At 70.5% G+C, this 20,645-nt stretch carries 22 protein-coding genes; 13 read left to right on the top strand and 9 right to left on the bottom strand.

Features of this window, described 5'->3' with window-relative positions; genetic code table 11:
* Positions 1–5 precede the first annotated feature (5 nt).
* From AB0L71_RS12490 to AB0L71_RS12480, 3 genes are all read left to right on the top strand, one after another.
* Entirely contained in the window at positions 6–485 is a 480-nt protein-coding gene (locus AB0L71_RS12490) for an NUDIX domain-containing protein (RefSeq protein ID WP_365241433.1), read from the top strand.
* 298 nt (positions 486–783) lie between these two features.
* Positions 784–1,539 carry an SDR family oxidoreductase gene (locus AB0L71_RS12485; protein ID WP_365241430.1) on the top strand — a complete coding sequence of 252 codons (756 nt, stop codon included), beginning with the start codon at positions 784–786 and terminating at the stop codon, positions 1,537–1,539.
* A 157-nt stretch (positions 1,540–1,696) separates the two neighbouring features.
* Positions 1,697–2,566 (top strand): ABC transporter substrate-binding protein, encoded by an 870-nt coding sequence (locus AB0L71_RS12480; protein ID WP_365241428.1) that lies wholly within the window; start codon positions 1,697–1,699, stop codon positions 2,564–2,566.
* 122 nt (positions 2,567–2,688) lie between these two features.
* On the opposite strand, the gene AB0L71_RS12475 is transcribed toward AB0L71_RS12480, so the two are convergent.
* The 3 genes from AB0L71_RS12475 to AB0L71_RS12465 all read right to left on the bottom strand — a co-directional run bounded on the left by AB0L71_RS12475 (position 2,689) and on the right by AB0L71_RS12465 (position 5,924).
* Positions 2,689–3,093: a nuclear transport factor 2 family protein gene (locus AB0L71_RS12475; protein WP_365241425.1), complete on the bottom strand. Its 405-nt coding sequence runs from the start codon at positions 3,091–3,093 to the stop codon at positions 2,689–2,691.
* A gap of 480 nt (positions 3,094–3,573) precedes the next feature.
* Complete coding sequence (locus AB0L71_RS12470) at positions 3,574–4,959, bottom strand: MFS transporter (RefSeq protein ID WP_365241423.1); 1,386 nt, start codon at positions 4,957–4,959, stop codon at positions 3,574–3,576.
* A gap of 638 nt (positions 4,960–5,597) precedes the next feature.
* On the bottom strand, positions 5,598–5,924 hold the full coding sequence (locus tag AB0L71_RS12465; protein WP_365241420.1) for a zinc-binding dehydrogenase: 327 nt from the start codon (positions 5,922–5,924) through the stop codon (positions 5,598–5,600).
* 389 nt (positions 5,925–6,313) lie between these two features.
* Here AB0L71_RS12465 and AB0L71_RS12460 point away from each other — a divergent pair, with 389 nt between their 5' ends.
* Positions 6,314–7,243 (top strand): LLM class F420-dependent oxidoreductase, encoded by a 930-nt coding sequence (locus AB0L71_RS12460; protein WP_365241418.1) that lies wholly within the window; start codon positions 6,314–6,316, stop codon positions 7,241–7,243.
* Positions 7,244–7,406: 163 nt separating this feature from the next.
* Here AB0L71_RS12460 and AB0L71_RS12455 read toward each other — a convergent pair whose 3' ends face one another.
* Positions 7,407–7,562 (bottom strand): hypothetical protein, encoded by a 156-nt coding sequence (locus tag AB0L71_RS12455; RefSeq protein ID WP_365241415.1) that lies wholly within the window; start codon positions 7,560–7,562, stop codon positions 7,407–7,409.
* A gap of 126 nt (positions 7,563–7,688) precedes the next feature.
* On the opposite strand from AB0L71_RS12455, the gene AB0L71_RS12450 reads away from it, so the two are divergent.
* The 5 genes from AB0L71_RS12450 to AB0L71_RS12430 all read left to right on the top strand — a co-directional run bounded on the left by AB0L71_RS12450 (position 7,689) and on the right by AB0L71_RS12430 (position 12,088).
* Positions 7,689–8,426 (top strand): class I SAM-dependent methyltransferase, encoded by a 738-nt coding sequence (locus AB0L71_RS12450; RefSeq protein WP_365241412.1) that lies wholly within the window; start codon positions 7,689–7,691, stop codon positions 8,424–8,426.
* A 197-nt stretch (positions 8,427–8,623) separates the two neighbouring features.
* The gene (locus AB0L71_RS12445; protein ID WP_365241409.1) at positions 8,624–8,962 is read left to right on the top strand and encodes an antibiotic biosynthesis monooxygenase family protein; all 339 of its coding nucleotides are present in this window, start codon (positions 8,624–8,626) and stop codon (positions 8,960–8,962) included.
* Positions 8,959–9,846, top strand: a complete 888-nt coding sequence (locus AB0L71_RS12440) for an NAD(P)-dependent oxidoreductase (protein ID WP_365241407.1) — start codon at positions 8,959–8,961, stop codon at positions 9,844–9,846. Before AB0L71_RS12445 ends, AB0L71_RS12440 begins: the two co-directional genes overlap by 4 nt.
* Entirely contained in the window at positions 9,843–10,847 is a 1,005-nt protein-coding gene (locus AB0L71_RS12435) for an amidohydrolase family protein (RefSeq protein ID WP_365241405.1), read from the top strand. Before AB0L71_RS12440 ends, AB0L71_RS12435 begins: the two co-directional genes overlap by 4 nt.
* Positions 10,844–12,088 carry a cytochrome P450 gene (locus tag AB0L71_RS12430; RefSeq protein WP_365241403.1) on the top strand — a complete coding sequence of 415 codons (1,245 nt, stop codon included), beginning with the start codon at positions 10,844–10,846 and terminating at the stop codon, positions 12,086–12,088. Before AB0L71_RS12435 ends, AB0L71_RS12430 begins: the two co-directional genes overlap by 4 nt.
* A gap of 125 nt (positions 12,089–12,213) precedes the next feature.
* On the opposite strand, the gene AB0L71_RS12425 is transcribed toward AB0L71_RS12430, so the two are convergent.
* Positions 12,214–13,419: an MFS transporter gene (locus AB0L71_RS12425; RefSeq protein WP_365241400.1), complete on the bottom strand. Its 1,206-nt coding sequence runs from the start codon at positions 13,417–13,419 to the stop codon at positions 12,214–12,216.
* Positions 13,420–13,509: 90 nt separating this feature from the next.
* A complete protein-coding gene (locus tag AB0L71_RS12420; protein ID WP_365241397.1) occupies positions 13,510–13,926 on the bottom strand; it encodes a hypothetical protein in 417 nt (138 codons plus the stop codon).
* A gap of 332 nt (positions 13,927–14,258) precedes the next feature.
* Between AB0L71_RS12420 and AB0L71_RS12415 the strand changes: the two genes are divergently transcribed.
* Positions 14,259–15,776, top strand: a complete 1,518-nt coding sequence (locus AB0L71_RS12415) for a glutamate synthase subunit beta (protein ID WP_365241395.1) — start codon at positions 14,259–14,261, stop codon at positions 15,774–15,776.
* A gap of 120 nt (positions 15,777–15,896) precedes the next feature.
* The gene (locus AB0L71_RS12410) at positions 15,897–16,823 is read left to right on the top strand and encodes a PfkB family carbohydrate kinase (RefSeq protein ID WP_365241393.1); all 927 of its coding nucleotides are present in this window, start codon (positions 15,897–15,899) and stop codon (positions 16,821–16,823) included.
* 111 nt (positions 16,824–16,934) lie between these two features.
* Here AB0L71_RS12410 and AB0L71_RS12405 read toward each other — a convergent pair whose 3' ends face one another.
* Together AB0L71_RS12405 and AB0L71_RS12400 are read right to left on the bottom strand one after the other, a co-directional pair.
* Positions 16,935–18,068 (bottom strand): PP2C family protein-serine/threonine phosphatase, encoded by a 1,134-nt coding sequence (locus tag AB0L71_RS12405; RefSeq protein WP_365241390.1) that lies wholly within the window; start codon positions 18,066–18,068, stop codon positions 16,935–16,937.
* 224 nt (positions 18,069–18,292) lie between these two features.
* The gene (locus AB0L71_RS12400) at positions 18,293–18,484 is read right to left on the bottom strand and encodes a DUF6381 family protein (protein WP_365241387.1); all 192 of its coding nucleotides are present in this window, start codon (positions 18,482–18,484) and stop codon (positions 18,293–18,295) included.
* A 147-nt stretch (positions 18,485–18,631) separates the two neighbouring features.
* On the opposite strand from AB0L71_RS12400, the gene AB0L71_RS12395 reads away from it, so the two are divergent.
* Both AB0L71_RS12395 and AB0L71_RS12390 read left to right on the top strand, forming a co-directional pair.
* Positions 18,632–19,324: a ribonuclease H gene (locus tag AB0L71_RS12395; protein ID WP_365241385.1), complete on the top strand. Its 693-nt coding sequence runs from the start codon at positions 18,632–18,634 to the stop codon at positions 19,322–19,324.
* Between the two features lie 143 nt (positions 19,325–19,467).
* Positions 19,468–20,199, top strand: coding sequence for a CDP-alcohol phosphatidyltransferase family protein (locus AB0L71_RS12390; RefSeq protein ID WP_365241383.1), 732 nt, complete (start codon positions 19,468–19,470; stop codon positions 20,197–20,199).
* Here AB0L71_RS12390 and AB0L71_RS12385 read toward each other — a convergent pair.
* Positions 20,174–20,614 (bottom strand): adenylyltransferase/cytidyltransferase family protein, encoded by a 441-nt coding sequence (locus tag AB0L71_RS12385; RefSeq protein ID WP_365241381.1) that lies wholly within the window; start codon positions 20,612–20,614, stop codon positions 20,174–20,176. The genes AB0L71_RS12390 and AB0L71_RS12385 overlap by 26 nt on opposite strands.
* Positions 20,615–20,645: the final 31 nt, after the last annotated feature.

Below are 20,645 nucleotides of genomic sequence, written 5' to 3'. Positions count from 1 at the left end.
GGCCCATGGCAACTCCTGATTTCATCCGAGAGATCCGGGCCACCGCGGGCCAGCAGCTGCTTCTGCTGCCGGGCGTCACCGCCGTGGTCTTCGACGACGAAGGCAGAGTGCTGCTGGGACGCCGTTCCGACACCGGCAAGTGGGCGGTCCTCGGCGGTATCTGCGAACCGGGCGAGGAACCGGCGGCGACAGCGGAACGCGAGGTGTACGAAGAGACCGCCGTGCGCTGTGTGGCGGAGCGGGTGGTGCTCACCCAGGCCCTCTCGCCGGTGCAGTACGCCAATGGCGACCGCTGCCAGTTCCTGGACATCACCTTCCGCTGCCGGGCGACCGGCGGCGAGGCGCGGGTCAACGACGACGAATCGCTGGAGGTGGGCTGGTTCCCGCTGGATGCGCTGCCGCCGCTGAACGAGTTCGGCCTCTTCAGGATCAAGCAGTCCCTGACCGACGGACCCACCTGGTTCCAGCCCACCGCCCAGGAGTGACGTCCGGCGCCCGCCGGGACCTCGGGCCCGTCCGGACCGCGCTCAGGTCACGAAAAGCTCCGAGAAGAGTGCCGCCGTGGTGCCTGCATGGTTCCGTGGAAGTTGAGCCCGACGGTGTCGGCGAGCAGCAGGTATTCGAAGCTCCGGGCGTCCATCAGCGCGAAGTCCGGGCGTCCATCAGCGCGAAGAAGGGACACCGCGCTCCACGGGGCGGTCAGCTCGGCGCACCTCGGCATGGACGACGAACAACCCCGGACGGCCATTTGGACGGCCGTGATGATGAGCAGGAGGTGGGCTCGTGACTGGGGCAACGGGCAGGGTGGCCATGGTGACAGGGGCCAGCAGCGGAATCGGGGCGGCCACCGCGCACCTCCTGGCCGCCCGAGGGATGCGCGTGGTGGTCAACTATCTCCGCGACACCAAGGCAGCCGAGGAGGTCGTGGCCGGCATCGAGGCCGCAGGCGGGCAGGCCATGGCCGTGCAGGCGGACGTACGCGACGCAGCGGCCGTCGAGAGTGTGGTCGAGCAGGTCGAGGCGGCGTGGGGCGGCATCGGCGTGCTCGTGCACAACGCACTCATCCCCTATGTGGTCAAGCCGTTCCAGGACATCACCTGGGAAGAACTGGGCGGCAAGATCGACGCCGAGATGCACGCGGCGTTCGTGGTCACCAGAGCCGTCCTGCCTGCCATGACCGAACAGGGCTGGGGGCGCATCATCTATCTCGGTACCGGCCTCAGCCGCCGACCCCGGGAGGGCATGATCGCGCTGGGCACGTCCAAGGCGGCGCTGGAGCAGATGGCCCGCTACCTCGCCCAGGAACTGGGCCCGCAGGGCATCACGGTCAACATCGTCGCACCCGGCCCGGTGGAGGACACCCGCATGGCGGGCGTGCTCGACGAAGCGCACAAACAGCGGCAGTTGGCCGGCACGCCCCTGGGCCGCCTGGCACACGCCGCCGACGTCGCCCGAGCAGTCGCCTTCTACGCCGACGAGGACAACGCCTTCATGACCGGCACCACCGCCGCGGTCAACGGGGGAATGTCCATGGACTGACCCATCGCTGCCCTGCCCGCACGGGGCCGTACCAGCCCGCTCCGGTCGGAACTCCGGATCGCCTCCGGTACACGGCCACCCCGGCACCCTCGGCCTGAGCCGCCGGGCCCGTGGCACCCGCGGCGCATGGCGGCGACACGATCAAGGAGAGACGTCCATGTACACGATCGATCTCGCCTACGTGGGCCGGGGCCTGCACGAGGAACTGGTCGCCTACATCGCCGACCAGCAGAGGTACTACGCCGACGAGGGTGTCCACGTCGCGCTGCACGACGGCTGTTCCTGGGACGAGGAGCGGCTGCGCCACGGCGCCACCGTCGGACTCGGCCGGGCACTGCTGTCCCGACTGGACGATGGAATCCCCTGGGTCGTACTCGACGTCAACACCCACCGCCAGCTGTTCTGGTTCCTCGCCCGCCCCGGCCTGACCTCCCTGGCCGACCTGGCCGGCCGACGGCTGGCGGTCCACGCCCCGCACACCCCACCCGGGTGCTTCGCCCGGATTGTGCTGCGCCGGGCGGGCCTCGACCCGGACCGCGACATCCACACCATCGTCCGTCCGCCCGGCGACTACGGCATGGACCTGCGCCGACTGCACGACGGCACGATCGACGCCGCCTACGTCGGCAGCACCATGGCACCGGAGGCGATAGCCGCCGAGTACGGCTGGAACGTGCTGGCCTGGGTCGGTGACCACTTCCAGATTCCCACCGTAGGTGTGGCCGTCGACCCCCTCTGTATCCACCCGGACGATCCAGCGGTCCAGGCCGTCGTACGAGCCCACCGACGCGCCCTGCAGTTCATCCACGACGAAGCCGACACCACGGTGCGGTACATCCAGACGTTCCTCGGCCGACACACCCCAGACGAGGCCCGCGACCACTACGAGGCCTTCATCGCACCGTATTTCACCACCGACGGCCAAGCCGACCTCGCCGTCGGCGCCACCGCGATCACCACGGTCGCCGCCGAGCTCGGCGTTCCCGGCACCGTCACCGCAGCCGAGTTCTACCGGACCACACCCTAGGAACGCCGGTGACGCCGGCGCTGCCGAAGCGTGGGCAGCACCTCGCGACCGCCCGGGCAGAGATCCCGACGGCTGCTCAGCAGAGTCGCATCACGTGCCTGTCGGGCCGAGCGCGCGGCAGGTCAGGCCCTGGCGATGTCCCTCCCCGGCATAGGCTCCGCGAGCCTGGTCCGCCATGCGGGCGCACCGAACGCGTCCGCGAAGTACTGCGTCTCGTGAACTACGAACCCGCGCGCGAATTCCATGATGCTCACGGAGTAGGTGGGTACCCCGTCGTACGCAATGACGCACTCGCTGGTCCACAGGTCCCCACTGCCGACGATCCGGTGGACGGTGAAGTGCCGATGGGCGGGGTGCCCGCCACGTTGCGCCGAAATCGTCGCGCGGCCCCGGAATCGTTCACCTGACTGGGGATAGTCGAGGACTGCGTCCGCTGCGTAGATGGCGTGCTCGGCTTCGGTATCCCCACGTTCTGATGCCCGCCAGTGCTCCTCGAGCGCGGCCCTGGTCCGGATGTCGGGATCCATCGCATGGTCCCCTCTGCAGGCGGCCGGGGCGATCCGGGGACCCGGGAACGCTTCGGTGCTTCCTCCCAGGATGACAGCGTGGACCGCCCGACGCACCGGCTCGGCCTCAGGTCAGCCGCGGATCAAGATCGGACGGCTCGTGGTGCGTGGAACCGCCTGGCCGCTACACGCACCCACGGGAGAACCGCCCGGCGCGCAGCCGCTGGGACTTCGGGTCACCCTCGGGATGTGCCCTTCCCGGTCCGGTGCCGGGGCGCGCGAGCCCTGCGTGATCCAGACGAGAGACCCTATTGAGCCGACAGTCGTGCCGCCTTCAGTTCGAGGTCGCCCGCGCCCCAGGCCCAGCGCTCGTTGGGGCCGCCGAACCCGTGGAGCACGCGGTCCTTGGAGATGTAGCGCTCGAAGCCGGCGGCCGGATTCCCGTTGTAGCCGGCATAGAAAGCCGCTGCGACGCTGCCCGGCCCGCCCGGCGAACGAGGTTCAGACGGTACGGGCTTCGGCCGCGGGGGCAGAGGTCCCGGCCGGCTCCGCACCGGCTCCCTCGATGTCCGCGAGATCCCGGTCCCTGGTCTCCCGGGCGCAGCCGATCGCCACTACGGTGAGGAGAGCCGCGGCGATGACGTACAGCGCGATGGGTGTCGAGCTGTCGTAGTGAGCGAGCAGGGCGGTGGCGATGAGCGGCGCCGGAGCACCGGCCGCCACCGACGAGAACTGCGCCCCGATCGACGCACCCGAGTACCGCATCCGGGTCGCGAACAGCTCCGAGAAGAATGCTGCCTGCGGTGCGTACATGGCTCCGTGGAAGATGAGCCCGACGGTGACGGCGAGCAGCAGGTTTCCGAAGCTCCGGGTGTTGATCAGCGCGAAGAAGGGGACCATCCACAGGCCGACGCCGATCGCGCCGACGAGATAGACGGGCTTGCGCCCCAACCGGTCCGACAGCGCGCCCCACATCGGAATGACCGCGAAGTGGACGGCCGAGCCGATGAGCACCGCGTTGAGAGCCGTCTGCTTGCTCAGATCCGCTGCCGTGGTCGCGTAGACGAGGATGAACGCCGTGATGACGTAGTAGCTGATGTTCTCCGCCATCCGGGCCCCCATGGCGATCAGCACATCGCGCCAGTGGTGGCGCAGCACTGCGACGAGCGGCATCTTCTCGGCCGCCCCGGCAGCCGACCGGCGTTCCTCGGCCTGCGCCAGTGCGGCCTTGAACACCGGTGATTCGTCGACGGAGAGACGAATCCACAGCCCGAGGATCACCAGGACCCCGGAGAGCAGGAAGGGGATGCGCCAGCCCCATGCTTCGAAGGTGGACTCCGACATGAGCGCGGTGAGCGCGGAGAGCACCCCGGTGGCGAGCAGCTGCCCGGCCGGGGCACCGGTCTGGGGCCAGGAGGCCCAGAACCCGCGCCGTTCGGCGTCTCCGTGCTCCGAGACCAGCAGAACGGCCCCGCCCCACTCACCACCGAGAGCGAAGCCCTGCACCAGACGCAGGGCGGTGAGCAGTACGGGGGCGGCGGACCCGACCGTGGCATGCGTGGGCAACAGCCCGATGGCGAACGTCGCTCCGCCCATCATCAGAAGGCTGAGCACCAGCAGCTTCTTGCGGCCGAGCCGGTCGCCGTAGTGCCCGAACACCAGGGCACCGAGCGGCCGGGCGGCGAATCCGACCGCATAGGTGAGGAAGGAGAGGAGCGTGCCGACGAGCGGGTCGGACTCGGGGAAGAACAGTTTGTTGAAGACCAGCGCGGCGGCTGACCCGTAGAGGAAGAAGTCGTACCACTCGACGGTGGTCCCGATGAGACTCGCGGCGACGATGCGCCTGAGGGAGCGGGAGGTTGGCGGGGCGGATGCCGAGGCAGCCATGAACACCACTTCCGAAACGGTTGGCGGGGACGGATTTCGTGTCGCCACACGGTAGGAATAGGCCGGTCGGAGGTGCATGTGGCGGGACACCACACTTCTCGTCGGAAGGGTGCGTGCGCTCACCATGGAGGCGGAGGGCCCCGGCGGGGCCGCGAACGGCCGTGTCCGGGTCACGTGGTGCAGGCGCGCTCCGAGGAGGTTGCTTCGGGGGACTTCGCGATGAAGCAGGAACAGGTGTGGGGCTGGGCGGCACGGAACCATCGGCGGCCCGAGATCTGATAGCCGGTCCGGGCGGGATGTCCGGGGCGGGCCCGGACATCCCGTATCCGCGACATAGCTCGCGGTCGAGTGCCCGATCGGCGAGGTGAACCGGCCGCGCGGACCCAAGACGCCCAGCTGCGGATCCCGTGACCACCGGAGGTCGGAATGCGTTCCCCTGCCGGTCGGCGAGGAGGCCAGTGCCGCAAGGGTACTGACGTTCCATCAGGAGGCGACGAACTCAGGATCAGGGGCGGGGACTTCGGGCTGGGCGCCGAGGCGCCCGAACGTGACCGCGACCTCTGACCCGTCGGACGGCTCCTGTTCCCGGACGTGGATTTCTCGTTCGGGCGGTGCCGTCCCCGGATGCGTGGGGCGACCTATCGGACCTGAAGGACAACCTTGCCCTGGGTGTGACCGGCTTCAACGTGGCGATGGGCGGCGGCGACCTCTTCGAGGGGGTAGACGGTGACGCTGGGGATTTTGACAGCGCCGGTGCGATACCAGTCGACCACCTGTCGCAGGCCGTGTGTTGTTCGGCCGCCGACGCGATGGAATCCGTACCTCTCAGCGCCTTCGGCATCGATGGTGGTACCGATTCGCTGACGTTCGGTGACGAGCTCCAGGGAGGCAGCGGTGGCATCGCCGCCGATCAAGTCGAGTGCGGCGTCGACTCCTTGTGGTGCGATGCGGTGCACACGTTCCATGAGGCCGGGGCCGTAGGACACAGGGATCGCGCCGAGGGAACGCAGGTAGTCGTGGTTGCGTTCACTCGCGGTGCCGATGACGGTGGCGCCCCATGCTGGCCTTCACGCTCATCAGCCTCATCCCAGCCGTCGTCCTCCCGAGGTTCAGGCCTGAGCGCCCGCCCCTGCAGGGCAGTGGTACGGCGCCGCTCGCCGATACGGATCCGACACCCCAGGGTGGACCGCTGGCCTGATGCGGCTCTCACTGAGTCACAGCAAGTCTCACAGTCGTGCGGTGCCGCGCTCGGTCGCTTTCGGCCGATATCGATCCGCTCGGTGGGGTTCTTCGTCAACAGCCGACCGGATGACCTACGTTGGCTGCACCGGAGTCATCACGAAGGGGCGCACGCATGACGATCTCGCTCGGTCTCGGTCTCCCGCAGATGAAGCAGTACGACCTCTCCCGCGACGTGGCCGCCGTGGCTCGCGCGGCCGAGGAGACCGGATACACGAGCCTCTGGGTGTTCGAACGCATCCTGTTCCCCGAGCCCGCCACCCAGGGGCTGTACGGCGTACCGGGCCTGCCGTGGCCCGACGGTTACCGGAGTGTCGCCGACCCCCTGGTGACGCTGACGCTTGCCGCGGCAGCCACCGACCGGGCGCGGCTCGGCACCAGCGTTCTGGTGGCGCCGTTGCATGTTCCCTTCCAACTGGCCCGGGCACTTGCCTCGTTGGACGTCGCGAGCGGTGGGCGGGTGGTCGCGGGTTTCGGCACGGGATGGTCCCTGGACGAGTACGCGGCTGCCTCCGTCGCACCGTTCGCACGCCGTGGCGCGGTGCTGGACGAACTGCTGGACGTGTGCGCGGCCGTCTGGGGACCCGACCCGGTCTCGTACGAGGGGGAGTGGACCACCATCGCGCCGTCCGAGGTCGGTCCGAAGCCGGTTCGCCCCATCCCGGTCCACCTGCCCGCGAACAGCCCGCGGGCCACCCGTCGTCTGGTGGACCGGGCGGACGGGTGGATGCCAGTGGCCATGGGGGCCGCTCGGCTGACCGAGGACTGGCAGCGGGTGCAGGACCTGGCTGCCGAGCGTGGCCGGGAACGGCCGATCGAGGTCTGTGCGCGCGTCAATGCCCGGTACAGCGCCAAGCCCTTCGAGGGCGCGGGGCGCCAGCCCTTCCAGGGGAACGTGGCGCAGATCGTCGAGGACCTGGTGGCGCACGCCGAAACCGGTGTGACGGAGATCCTGCTGGACCTCCAGAGCACGACACGTGATGCCGCGGAGCTGATCGATGTCGCCGCCGAGGTGTACGAGGCGGCTCGAACGGCGGGTGTCTGACGCTGTTCCGCACCGCGGCCGCCCGGCGTGCGGAGCTGTCGCCGCTGCCCGGACGCGGGCGGAGCCCCCGGGGCGGCCCGGCTTCGTCGAGGCTGCGTGCACCCGGCCGACGGGCCCGAGCGGCACGGAACCACCACCGCCGGCCCGGTCCGTGCCGCTTCTTTCAGCTCTCGGTGTCCTCGGCGCCGCGCTCACCCTCCGCCTGGGACGGCTGGGTGCGTGCCGTGGCGGGGTGCCGTTCCTCGGCGGGATTCATGTCCTCTTCGAGCCGTTCGCCCTCTGCCTGCGACGGCGTCGTGTACTCCTCGTTCTCGCGCATGGCGGCCTCCACGGTCGGAACGCTTCCATACAGATCGAGCGTAACGCCTCGTCGGGGCAGCGGCCCGGGAAGGCCACCGGAGAAAACGACGTGCGGGCCGCCCCCGGGTTTTGCCAGGCTGCGTCGATGAATCATGAACAGATGTCCGGGCTCGCCCATGCCGCACACCCGATCAAGTCCCCGCTCGACGACGAATCGGTGCGCCAACTACTGGAACACGGCATCCCACGCGGCGACGAGCGGGTACTCGACCTGGGGTGCGGCGGCGGGGAGTGGCTGCTGCGCGCCCTGCGCACACACCCGCGCCTGTCCGCCGAGGGCGTCGACACGTCCGAGGCCGCGCTGCGGCAGGCCGACGAGTCGGCGAGCCGTCTCGGCGTCGGGACGCGTCTCGCACTCCACTGCCAGGACGCCGCGGACTTCCGTTCCGAGCACTCGTTCGATCTGGTGCTCAGTGTCGGGGCCACGCACGCCTTCGGTGGGCTGCTGCCCACTCTCGCGGCGGCACGCCGGCACCTCGCACCCGGCGGACGCGTCCTGATCGGTGAGGGTATCTGGGAACGTGAACCGTCACCGCAAGCGGTCCAGATGCTCGGGGACTTCACCGACCTGGCGACCACCGTGGAGCGGGTCGCCGCCGACGGGTGGACTCCGGTCCACGGGCATGTCAGCACGCGCCGCGAACTGGACGACTACGAGTGGTCCTGCTGGGGGTCACTGGCCTCCTGGGCCCTGGATCACCCGGATGACCCGGCCGCCGCGGAGGTCCTCGGGACGGCGGCGATCCGCCGCACCGAGTGGTTGCGCGTCTACCGGGAGGTGTGGGGCTTCGTCAGTCTGGTCCTCCGCCGGACCGCAGACTGATCCGACCCCCCGGGCGGCGCCGGGAACCCTCGGGATCTCACCCGACGGGAACCCCCGGGATCTCACCCGACCGCGCCGCCGAAAACGGGGGTCGCCTTCTCTCCATTGGGCCGTGGCCACGCCGGAGTTGCGTGGCCACGGGGGCCATGAGTCCGTGGGAATCGTGCCCTGCCAGATCTCACCCTCCAGGAGAAGACATGCACTCCGAGCAGGAAGGCCGCCCGGCCGACACGCTTTCCGTCGTGTACACGGTCCACGTCATCGAAGGCGGTGAGCAGGGGTTCCTGGACGCCTACGAGCGCATACGAAACTCCGTCGCCAAGGTCCCGGGACACATCATCGACCGGCTGGGCGAGCCCATCGACGACTCCCGCCAGTGGGTGATCACCAGCGAGTGGGAGACACCGGCCCACTTCTTCGCCTGGCAGCAGGGCGAGGAGCACCGCGCGCTGGTGGCCCCGCTGCGCGTCTGGGTCGACCGGACACAGTCCCTGCGGTACCGGGTTGTCCGGGAGACCGTGGGGGTGAAGTCATGACGCACCCCGCCACCGGGCCCGTCGCCGTCCTCGGGCTCGGGACGATGGGCACCGGCCTTGCCTCCCGCCTGCTCGAACAGGGCGTCCGGGTGCGGGTCTGGAACCGCACCGAGGAGCGCACCGAACCGCTCGCCCGGGCCGGCGCCGTCGCCGCGGCGCATCCGGCCGAGGCCGTCGAGGGCACGAGCGCCGCCATCTGTACCGTCGCCGATGCGGACGCCCTCTCCGCCGTACTGCATGGACCGGATGGCATCCTGGCCCGCGGCCCCTACCCCGGCGCCCTGGTCTGCGCCGGCACCGTCGCCCCCGAGGAGGTCGTCCACCTCACCGGCGCCACGCCGTCCGTGCTGGATGTCGGCATGCTCGGCAACCGGGAGCACGCCCGCAGCGGTGAACTGCGGCTGTTCGTCGGCGGCGAGGAACGGGTCTTCACCGCTGGGCGGCCCCTGCTCGAACTGCTCGGCAAGGAGGTCGTCCACCTCGGCGAACTCGGTTCCGGCATGCGGATGAAGCTGCTCCTCAACCTCCTGATGGGCATCGAGGTGCAGGCGCTGGCCGAGGCCGTGGAACTGGCGGTCGCCACCGGACTCGACCGGCAGCTCGTCCTCGGCACGATCGCGGGCAGCGGCTTCGCCTCGCCCGTCATGTCGTTCAAGTCCAAGCGGCTGGCAGCCGGGCGCTTCGACCAGCCCGACTTCCGGCTGAGCCTGATGGCCAAGGACCTCCTGCTCGCCGCGGACCAGGCAGCCGCGGCCGGACTGCGGCTCCCCCTCGTCGCCGCAGCCGCCCGGACCCACGTCCGCGCCATCGACCAGGGACACGGCGACGAGGACTGTGTCGCGGTCGCCCACGCACTCGCACCGACCCAGGGAACCCACACGTGATCATCGACATCCACGGACACCTGTCCCCACCGGAGGCCGCCCGGCGCTTCCCCATGCCTCCCAGCCTGACCGACGTCGACGCCATGCTCGCCGCCCGAGCCGAGGCCGGGATCGACCTCACCATCATCGGCAGCCCGGTCGGCGCCGGTGCCATGGCGAGAGTCCCGGGCGTCGACAACTACGCGCAGCCCCGAGACCGGCTCCGAAGCTTCCACGCCTGGATGTCGGGCCTGATCGCCTCCCACCCCGACCAGTTGCGCGGATACGTGTACGCCAACCCGTTCGGCGACGACGACCACCTGGAGGGGGTCCGTGAGACGCTGGCGGATCCCGCCTTCGTCGGGCTGATCACCAACTCCAGCGTCCATGGCGAGCTGCTCGGCTCACCGCGGGCCGACTCCTTCTTCGCGCTGGCGGCCGAGGCGGGGGTGCCGGTCCTCGTGCACGCCCCGGCCGAACCGATCGGCACGGACCGGGTCGAGCACCTCGGCTTCGTGGAACAGATCGGCCGGTTCGGCGACGTCACCATGGGCATGGCGATGATCGCGTTCGCGGGGTGGCTGGACAAATACCCCGGACTGCGGCTGATCGGTGCCACCGGTGGCGGCGCGATGGCCCTGCTGCCCGAACGTCTGCAGACGGCGGCGCGCCCCCGGCACTGGGGCGGCGGCCGCCCGGCGGCACAGCCCTCGGACCCCGGGCCCTCTTCAGCCGGGGGGCCGTCCGCACCGCCGTCCTCCGGTCCGCCGACGACGGACCCGGCCGGTGCGCTCCGGCGCATGTACGTCGACACCAGCACGTTCAGCGCGGCCCACCTGGGCCTCAACGCGGAGGTGCTGGGGCCGGAGCGGATGCTGTTCGGCACGGACTCGCCGCCCATGTCCGTACCGCTGGAGGAACTCATGCGGATGATCGAGAAACTTCCGGTCGACCAGGCGTCCCAGCAACTCATTCTCGGCGGCAACGCCGAAACCCTCTTCGACCTCAGGAGCCGTCCGTGACGACCGTGGAGGATCCGGCCGCAGCGGCCGAGCGCTGCACACCCGAGTACCGGCAGAACCCGCACCCGGTCTACGCGAGCCTCAGGGAGACGGCCCCCGTCTGCCCCATGCGTCCGCCGCACGGCATCGACACGTATCTGATCACCCGGTACGAGGACGCGAAGGCGGCCCTGGCCGACCCGCGGCTGAGCAAGGACATGTACGGGGCCCGGGATGCCTACCGGAGGATCTTCGGTGACTCGTCCCTGGCCCTGGACGACCACATGCTCAACTCCGACCCGCCCAAGCACACCCGGCTGCGCAAGGTCGTCGGCTCCACGTTCACCCCGCGCCGGGTGGAGGCGCTGCGGCCCCGGATCCAGGACATCGTCGGCACACTGCTGGACAACTGCGCCACGCGCGAACCGGTCGACCTGCTGCCCGCGTTCGCGTTCCCGCTGCCGATCATCGTGATCTGCGAACTGCTCGGCGTGGAGCCCGACGAACGGCCGGAGCTGCAACGCCTGTCCACCACGGTGGCGCAGACAGGATTCGGCAAGGAATCCAAACAGGCCCAGCAGAACGCCGAGGAGCGTCTGCACGCGTACTTCGCGGACCTCCTCGCGCGCAAGCGCACCAGCCCCGGTGAGGACCTGCTCAGCGCGCTCATCACGGCCCGGGACGAGAACGGCGGGCTCACCGAGCAGGAGCTGATCTCGACCGCGTTCCTCCTGATGTTCGCCGGCCACAAGACGACCGCCTACCTCATCGGCAACGCCATCCACCACCTCCTGAACCATCCCGCGCAGCTCCGCGCCATGCGGGAGGACCCGAAGCTGGTCGGAGCGGCAGTGGAGGAACTGCTGCGCTTCGACGGCTCCGTGGAGAGCGCGACCTTCCGCTATGCGACCGAGGACATGGAGATCGCCGGGACGCGGATCCCGAAGGGTGCCCTGGTCCAGATCGCGTTGAGCGCGGCCAACCGCGACCCGTTGAAATTCGACGCCCCGGACGAGTTCGACGTGACCCGTTCCGAGCACGAGTACCGAGCCCATCTCGGGTTCGGGCACGGCATCCACTACTGCCTGGGAGCGCCCCTGGCCAGACTGGAGACGCAACTCGCTCTCACCGGTTTGTTCAGTCGCTTCCCCGGAGTGGCTCCGGCGGACCCCGGGCGGGAGGCGCCCTGGATGGCTGTTCCGTTCCCCGCCTTCCGGGGCCTCACCGAACTGCGCGTCGTGCTCAAGCCCGCCGCACCGTGACCGTCGGCGGCGAAGGACAGCGGCCCTCCGCCGGGGCCGTCCCGGACACCCCGGGACGGCCCCGGCGTCCCCGGCAGCGGTTTCGGGAGCGGTGGATGCCGGCGAAACGGCCGGCGCCGTGAGCGTCACGCTCCGCTCGGCGGCCTGAGCGCGGCGTACGTTCCCGCGCCCGCCGCCAACAGCATCACGCAGCCGGTGAAGATCAGCCCGGCCTGCCGCAGCCCGAGCCAGGTGGCCATGGCCCCGACCCCGACCACCGGGACCGAGATCCCGGCGTAGGCGACGACGAAGAAGGCGGAAATGGTGCCCCCGCGATGCCGCGCCGGGGCCGCGTCGCCGACCTGGGTCAGCGCCGCACGGAAGGCCAGACCCTGACCGGTGCCGCCGCCCAGGGCCCCCAGGACGAGCAGCGGCATGGACTCGGCGACCAGTGAGGATGCCACCAGCAGCAGGCCGGCCACGAGGATGCCGCACCCCACGGGGAGCGCCCGGCACGCCCCGATCCGCTGCGTCAGCAACTGCCCGGCGGTCGAGGCGAGGAAGACGGAGAACACCACGGCACCCGAAACAGCCAGGTTGTGCACCCCGAGCGTCCGTGCGGCGAAACTCGGTGCGACCGCGGTGAACAGGCCGAGCAGCGCGAACCCGGCGAACGCCGCCAGCGAGGCGGGCGCGAACACGCCCTTCACCTCGGCCGGCACCGTCACTCCCTGCGGGGCCAGCGGCGGCCATCGGATCGGCTCCGCAACGGTCTCCGGCAGCGACCGGATGATCCCGCAGGCCACCGCGACCAGCCCCAGATGCACCCAGAACGGCAGCGCCAGAGGCCAGCGGGTGTACTGCGCGAGGAGGCCGGAGAGCAGCGGCCCACAGCCCAGACCGCCCATGTTCGCCGCGGTGGCGGCGAACCCGGCCCGTGCCTTCTGTCCCGGTCCGGCCAGTTCGATGACGGCCGCCGTCGCCGCACCGCTGAGCAGACCGGCCGCGCAGCCGGACAGCAGCCGCCCTGCGAAGAGCAGGGGCAGACCGCGCTCCAGGAGGAAGCAGCCCGCACTGGCGGCCGACAGAACCATGGCACACAGGAGCACCGGCCTGCGGCCGACCGCATCGGAGTAGTTCCCCACGACCAGCAGCACGGTGATCACGGCGACGGCGTACACGGCGAAGATCACCGTCACCATCAGCTCGGTGAACCCGAGTTGTTCCTGGTAGAGCCCGTAGAGCGGGGTCGGCAGGGTGGTCCTGGCCATCCCGATGGCGAACACCACCGCTGCGGCCGCGTAGCCCGGTCGTCGGCCGCCCGTGCCCCCGCTGGTCTCGCGTTCGTTCACCGGGTCACCCTACGAGCGGGTACCCGGCCGCGAAGCGGCGGCGCGGCACGTCGCGACCGCGGGGCATCCCTTGCAGGGCCGCGGGAACGGTCAGTCCCAGAGTTCGTAGGTCTCGTGCTGCTCGGTATGGGCCGGCCTGTCCCCGGTGTACGTGAGCTGCATCCGGGTGAAGTGTTTCAGCTCGGGGCGCTTCTCCCAGGACTGCGGGCGGTCCAGACTGACGACCACCGGATAGGAGTGGAACCTGCCTGCGGCGCAGTAGGGCTGACAGTCATTCACCGAGTCGAAGCCGCTGCCCTTGGCGGAGGTGTCTCCCCAGTCCGACCACTGCAGCCCGATGAGGTGGTTGTTGCCGTCCCCGCAGGCGATCAGGAAGTCACCGGGGCGTACCTGTGGCTCCGAGAAACAGTCGACGACTGCGACACGAGCGGGTCCCGAGGACGCCGCGGACGTGGCAGCGGATGCCGGTGACACCGCTGTCGCGAGCGCCGCCGCAGCGCACAGCATGACCGCTGTCCTGAACCTTTTCCCCTGCATGGCGGCTCCCCAGATACCTCGTCCGGGCCCGGTGGCTCCCCGAGCGCCCGATGTGTCCCGTACGCCGGAAGCGGTCGCCGGCGCGGCGCCCTTCCTCCAGCGGTTGTTCCTGAGTCGACGCTACGACCGCGGCCGGGGATCCACCACCGGTGTGGCCGGTCCGGCGCCGGACCCGTCGGCGCGAGCATCCGTGAGCCCATGTCTGCGCGGAAACCGCTGCTCGGGGCACGTGGCCCTCATGGTGTGCGGGCGTAGTCTGGCCGTAACGCCTGTGCACCGCGAGTGAGCGACGGAGGCGGAGCATGACCGACCCCCACGGCTTCCTCAGGACTCCCCGTCGGCCCGTACCCGCACGCCCCGTGCAGGAACGGCTGAGCGACTGGAACGAGGTCTACGCAGGGCAGGCGAGACTTCCGCTGGTGTCCGAGCAGGCGGGGCGGTGCATGGACTGCGGCGTACCGTTCTGCCACAGCGGCTGCCCGCTGGGAAACCTCATCCCCGAGTGGAACGCGTACGCGCACAAGGGCGACTGGTGGGCAGCGGCCGAGCGGCTGCATGCGACGAACAACTTCCCGGAGTTCACCGGGCGGCTGTGCCCGGCACCGTGCGAGGACGCCTGCGTGCTCACCATCAACGCCGATCCGGTGACGATCAAGAACGTCGAACAGGCGATCGCCGACCAGAGCTGGGCCCGCGGGTACACGGCACCGCAGCCGCCCGCGCGGTCCACCGGCAGGACCGTCGCAGTCATCGGCTCGGGTCCCGCCGGGCTGGCGGCGGCACAACAACTCACCCGTGCCGGTCACGCCGTTGCCGTGTACGAGCGCGCCGACCGCATCGGCGGGCTGCTGCGCTACGGCATCCCCGCGTTCAAGCTGGAGAAGTGCCACCTGGACCGACGCATCGACCAGATGCGGGCGGAGGGCACGACCTTCCGCACCGGTGTCGACATCGGTCACGATCTCGACGCCGGTGAGCTCGCGTCACGGCACGACGCGGTCGTCGTCGCCGTGGGAGCCACGGGGCGACGGGAGCTGCCCGTCCCCGGCCGTGAACTCCACGGCATCCACCAGGCCATGGAGTACCTGACCCTGGCCAACCGGGTCGCCGAGGGTGACCGCGACGTACCCGTGGTCACCGCCGAGGGCAGGAACGTGGTGATCGTCGGTGGCGGGGACACCGGCTCGGACTGTCTGGGCACCGTGCTGCGCCAGGGAGCTGCCTCCGTCGTGCAGCTGGACATCAATCCGGAGCCGGGGGACATCCGACGGGACAGCGAGCCATGGCCGGTGTACCCGAAGGTCTACCGGATATCCCATGCGCATCAGGAGGCGCGGGAGCAGGACGGGACGGATCCGAGAGTCTTCTCCAGCGCCACCCTCAGCTTCGAAGGGGACCGGTCGGGCCGGGTGCGCGCGCTGCGGCTGGCAGAGGTGGAGCCCCGGGACAGAAGGCCGAGGCCGGGGACGGAGCGAGTGATCCCGGCGGATCTGGTGCTGCTCGCGCTCGGTTTCTTCGGCCCCGAGCGGGACACCGGACTGATGCGGCAGCTCGGGCTCATCCTGGACGACCGGGGGAACTTCGCCCGGAACGCCGCCTTCGCGGCCGCGACCGCGGAAGCGGGGGAGCCGGCCGGCCGTGCGGGCCGCACCGGGACCGACGGGCTGTTCATCGCGGGTGACGCGGGGCGCGGCCAGTCGCTCGTGGTGTGGGCCATCGCGGAGGGGCGGTCCGTCGCGGCCGCGACGGACCGCTATCTGAACGGTTCGACGGCACTTCCGGCGCCCATCGCTCCCCAGGACCGGCCCCTGGTCGCCTGACCCCGCTCCCGCACCGTCGGACGGGTGATCCGGACCCTGGCACTCCGGGTACGGACGGGTGGAATCTCCGCGCGAGCCCCCGTCATACTGAGCCGCGGCGGGAACCGGAGAGGCGGAATCTTGACCCAACGACATGCACAGTACGACGTTCTGGTGGTCGGAGGCAGCGGGGTGGACACCATCGTCCGCGTCGACTCCCTGCCGGTCCCGGCGGCCGACTCGGTCCACGTCGGCCCCATCGAGGAGTGGCCCGGTCACACCGGAGGGAACGTGGCCCTCGGAACGCGGGCGCTCGGCCTCGACGTCGCACTGCTCGACTGCATCGGCGACGACTGGATCGGCACGCAGGTCCGTGAGCGCATGGCCGCGGGGGACGTGGAGTTCGTCCCGCTCATCTCCTCCGCGGGAACCCGCCGTGCGGTCAATCTGGTCGACGCGACGGGGCGGCGGATGTCCTTCTACGACAGCCGCGACCCGGCCGACCTGCGGATGCCCAGGGACTTCTACCTGCCCCGGCTGCGGCGCACCCGCCACGTCCACCTCTCCCTCATGAACTTCGCGCGGTTCCTCTACGACGACATCGAGGAACTCGGTGTCCCCGTCTCCACGGATCTGCACGACTGGGACGGGCTGGCGGACCACCACCGGGAGTTCGCGCTCCGTTCCGACCTCGTCTTCCTCAGCGCGGCGGGCGCGGGCGAGCACACCACCGACCTGATGCACGAGATCCTCCGCGAGGGCCGCGCGGAGACCGTCGTCGCCACAGCGGGCGCGGACGGCTCCTACGTCCTCACCCGGGACGGCGGCCCGGTACCGCACCACATCCCCGCGACCGTCCCGCCCGCACCCGTGGTGGACTCCAACGGCGCGGGCGACGCGTTCGTCTGCGGTTTCCTCTACGGAAGACTCGCGGGCCGGGACGTCCTGGAGTGCGCCCGCCTCGGCGCGGTGGCGGGCGCCCATGCCTGTACGGCTCCGGGTTCCACCGCGCTGGTCTCCCGGGAGGCCCTGTCGGCCCCGGAGCACGCCCCGACCGGAAGCCGGTAGAGCTCCGGCCGGGCCCGGACACCGCGGACAGCGGCTCCGTACCACCCCGGGAAAGCCGGGCGGAGCGTCCGCCGGGCCCGTCCGCCGCTCCCGGCGGGCGGGCCCGGCATTTCACCCGGTGGGCGGAAGCCGCTCGATGGCGACCAGGGCCGCGTCGTCGCCGAGACGGCCGCCGGCGTGGCGGACGAGGTCGGCGCACAGGAACTTCAGCAGCGTCTCCGGTGACTGGCCGCACCGCGATGCCGCCCGCTCCTGGAGCGGGTAGAAGGCCCCTGCCCCGTTCCGGGCCTCGATGACACCGTCCGTGTACAGGAGCAGGGTGTCGCCCACGCCGAAGGGAAAGGTCTCCATCTCGTGCTCCGTGACCAGCAGATGCCGCAGACCGAGGGGCGGAGCCGGCACGCGTACATCGAGCGCGATCACCTCACCCGCGCGCAGCAGGAGCGGCGGTGGGTGACCACAGCTGACCAGACAGAGTTCGGTGCCGGGATCGGGGATGTCGAGCACCGCGGCGGTGACGAAGGACTCCGCGAGGTCCACTTCCACGTCGTTGTCCTCGCCGTCCTCACCCATGTGGTTCTGGTCCGGGTCGATGCTCCCCTCCAGATGCGTGACCAGTTCCGGCAGCCGCAGATCCTGACGGGAAAGAGCGTGGAAGGCCCCCAGCACGCTGGCTGCCTCGCTGATCGCGGCCAGCCCCTTTCCCCGTACATCACCGATGATCATGCGGGTTCCGTGGCAGGTGCGGGCGGACGCGAAGAGGTCGCCCCCGATCTGCGCCTCCGCCTCGGCGGCGAGATAGACCGACGAGATGCGCAGCGAACCGCTTCGGACCGGCAGCGGTCGCAGCACCACGCGCCGGGCCGCCTCGGCCACCGAACGCAGTCGGCTGACCGCCTGTTCATTGCGTACGCGCAGATGGGCGAAGACGGTGACGAAAGCGGAGATGAGGACGAGCGCGACGATCTGGTAGGTGTGATTGAGGTCGCCGGGGGTGCTGCTCTCCACGGCCACCAGGACCTGGGCCAGCACCGCGACCGCGCCGACGAGTGCGGTCATCCGCGGCCCGGTGAACGAGGCGGCCACCGCGGGGGCCGCCACCAGGAACGGACCGAGATGGACATCCGGTGGCGTGACCATGTCCACCACCAGCACGGCGGCGATCAGTGCGAAAGGCACCGCGAGGAGTGCGTTCCTGCGGCCGGGGGACTCGCGGAACGTCCGCAGGAAGCGCCTGTATGCCATGTTTCCGGAATACCCCACCCGGTCCCGATCCGCTCTTCGTGCGGCCGGGCGCACAGCCCGGGCGACAGATGCGTCACCCTGCGGCGCCCTGCGTCGGCGCGGCGGAACCGGGACGCCGGGACGCGGAGCGGCCGACGGCTCGCCACTCACTCGTCGAGGAGCGGCAAACCGCCGGCCGGATGCCTGAGGCAGGTACTGAGTGACGCAGGTGAAGTGACCGAGTGCTACTTCGGCGGGCGCGTGTTGCCGCCGCCGGGGTTGCGCTGCTGATCGCTCTGCTCCTGCAGCTTCCGGGCCTTCTCCTGGAGCCGCTGGCGCTGCTCAGGGTCGGTGGTGCGCTCAGCGGCTTCGGTCATGTGCCGGGCCTTCTCGCGCATCTGCTGCGCACGGTCACCGGATTCACGTGCAACGCTCATCATCGCTCCTTGTGCGGTTGGGAAGAGCTTGCTCCATCAGAGAACCAGCGTCGACGGTCCACCGCACCTCGAATCGTCACTCAGCGTCACGGGGTGTCGAGGGTGGGGCGGTCCGGGGCACGGTGCGGCGCTGGCATGATCAAGGGCATGAACGAGAGCATCATCGCCGCGTGTGACGGGGCATCGAAGGGCAATCCGGGGCCTGCCGCCTGGGCGTGGGTCGTGGCCGACACCCAGGGGCGTCCGGAACGCTGGGAAGCGGGACCGCTGGGGACCGCCACCAACAACGTCGCCGAACTCACCGCACTGCGGGAGCTGCTGGAGTCGACGGATCCGTCCCTGGCGATCGAGGTCCGGATGGATTCGCAGTACGCGATGAACGCGGTGACGAAGTGGCTGCCGGGGTGGAAGCGCAACGGCTGGAAGACCTCGGCCGGAAAGCCGGTGGCCAACCGTGATCTGGTGGCCCGGATCGACGCCCTGTTGACCGGCCGGGCCGTGAGGTTCGTGTACGTGCCGGCCCATCAGGTGGACGGCGACCCGCTCAACGCCCTTGCCGATCAGGCGGCCGGTGACGCCGCGGTGGCCCAGCAGCCGGCCGGTTCCGCGCACGGCTCGCCGCTGCCGACTCCCGACCCCGCTCGCGCGACCGGGCGGGGGAGCAGGGGCGGTCCCGTGAAGAAGACGGCGGGAGCGGCGCGTCCGGCACGGTCCGGCGGAACGATCCGGGCCAGGTACGCGGGCCGCTGCCACTGCGGAAAGTCTTACGCCGCACAGGAGTTGATCGCCAAGAACCCGAACGGCTGGGGGCATCCCGAGTGCCGCGTACCGACCGCCTGAGACGGGCCCGTCGGGAACGGATCGCCGACCGGGGCGTGCGAGTGGCCCCGCCCGGCACGGCCCGCGTGCCATGATGCGGCTTCGGTGGCAGGGCCCGCGCCGCACCGCGGGCCCGCCGGCAACCGCGACACGCTGGGGGGCGCATGGGAAGCTCAGGTACGGTTCTGCGCGAGTTGCGCGGTGCGCAGAAGACCGCCAAGGGGGTGTCGCTCTATTCGCGGTACGTGAACCGTCCGGCCGGCCGCCTGCTCGCGGCCGGTGCATACCGCATCGGACTGACTCCCAATCAGGTCACGCTCACCAGCGCGGCGTTCACCTTCTCCGCCCTCGCTGCCGTGGCTCTCGTCCGGCCGTCGTGGGGGCTCGCGGTCGCGGTGTACGCGGGTCTCGTCCTCGGCTTCGCCCTCGACTCGGCCGACGGGCAACTGGCCAGGCTGACCGGCACCGGAGGGCCGGACGGCGAGTGGCTGGACCATGTCGTGGACTGCGCCAAGATGATCCTCGTGCACACCGCCGTACTGATCTCGTTCCGGCGCTTCTTCGCGCTGCCGGCCGAGGGCTGGCTGCTCCTTCCACTGGGATTCCTGTTCACCGCCGTGCTGACCTTCTGTGCCGGTCTGCTGCGCGAGCAGCTGGGCAGCAAGGCCGCTCCCGCGACGGCGGACGGCAGCGCGTCCGCCCACGTCTCCCGGATCCGGGCCGTGGCGCTGCTGCCCGCCGACTACGGGGTGTTCTGCCTGGTCTTCCTCCTGCTCGGTGACCCGGCCGCGTTCCGGATCGGCTACCTGGTCCTCGCCGCCGTGCACGCGATGTTCCTGATGGCGTTCCTCGCCAAGTGGTTCGGGGAGCTCAGAGCGCTCCGGACTGCGGACTGACGAGCGCGTCCAGCACCCGGCGCAGCTGGGTGCTGGAGGTGTGCACGGTGTACGGGAAGTACACCACCTCGACGCCGACCCCGGAGAAGTCCCGCTCCAGCCGCCTGCCCTTCTCGGTGTCCCGCCAGTCGTCCCCCTTGAAGATGACGTCGAACCTGACCTGCTGCCAGGTCTCGACCTTGTCGGGCACGGTCTCGACGAACGCCGCGTCCACGTAGCGGATGCTGCGAACGATCTCCAGTCGTTCCTGGAGCGGAATCACCGGCTTGTGCCCCTTGGCCCGTGCGGCCATCTCGTCCGAGACGACGCCGGCGACGAGGTAGTCGCACTGACTGCGGGCGTGCCGCAGGATGTTGAGATGCCCTACGTGGAACAGGTCGTAGACCCCCGGCGCGTAACCGACCCTGTGCACCATCCGTTCTCTCCCCCCACGGTGAACGTGATGT

This window comes from Streptomyces sp. NPDC052052 (assembly GCF_040680455.1).
Classification (GTDB): domain Bacteria; phylum Actinomycetota; class Actinomycetes; order Streptomycetales; family Streptomycetaceae; genus Streptomyces.
Note: the sequence above shows the minus strand (reverse complement) of the source record. Positions and strands in the feature narration are given on the sequence as shown.